This window comes from Bradyrhizobium sp. CCBAU 11386, from assembly GCF_028128955.1.
Lineage (GTDB): Bacteria > Pseudomonadota > Alphaproteobacteria > Rhizobiales > Xanthobacteraceae > Bradyrhizobium.
In genome coordinates this window covers 1-484 of sequence record NZ_LBKA01000060.1, presented here as the reverse complement: position 1 = coordinate 484, position 484 = coordinate 1, and the positions used below count along the sequence as shown (strand labels likewise).

The 484-nt window shown below is 59.1% G+C and carries 1 protein-coding gene; it reads right to left on the bottom strand.

Annotation, left to right across the window (positions count from 1 at the left end; genetic code table 11):
* Positions 1–162: 162 nt before the first annotated feature.
* A partial coding sequence (locus XI09_RS08355) for a transposase (protein ID WP_271566414.1) occupies positions 163–484 on the bottom strand: 322 nt, incomplete at its 5' end.

Genomic DNA, 484 nt, shown 5'->3' with positions numbered 1-484 from the left:
CGAGTGGACTGCTGTTGCAGCCAGGCCATGATGAGATCCGCGCACGCCGTTCCCAATAAATGGTTCGGGCACGAAGCCCGCTTTTTTGCACAGGGCTTACGGCATGTTGATCCACTGTTTCGTCATCACTGTTCCCGAGCCTTGCAATCGAAGCCAGAAGCGTCAGGTGAAAGCAGGATCTCTGCGTTCGTAGAGAGCTCCAGGCTTGTTCAAGACCACCCAGACAATGCGGGCCATCTTGGCGGCTAGGGCGACAACGGCCTTGTTCGGATGCATCCGAGCCTGGAGCCCGTCGAGCCAGCTTCCTAGGCGATCGCGCGTCCGGTCCAAATGCCGGAAGCAGGATCGCGCGCCATGCACTAGAAGCTTTCTCACATAACGGTTGCCGCGTTTGCTGACGCCAAGCAACGTCTGTTTTCCGCCGGTCGAGTATTGCCTGGGCACTAGCCCCAGCCAGGCAGCAAGGTCGCGGGCCTTGCGAAAT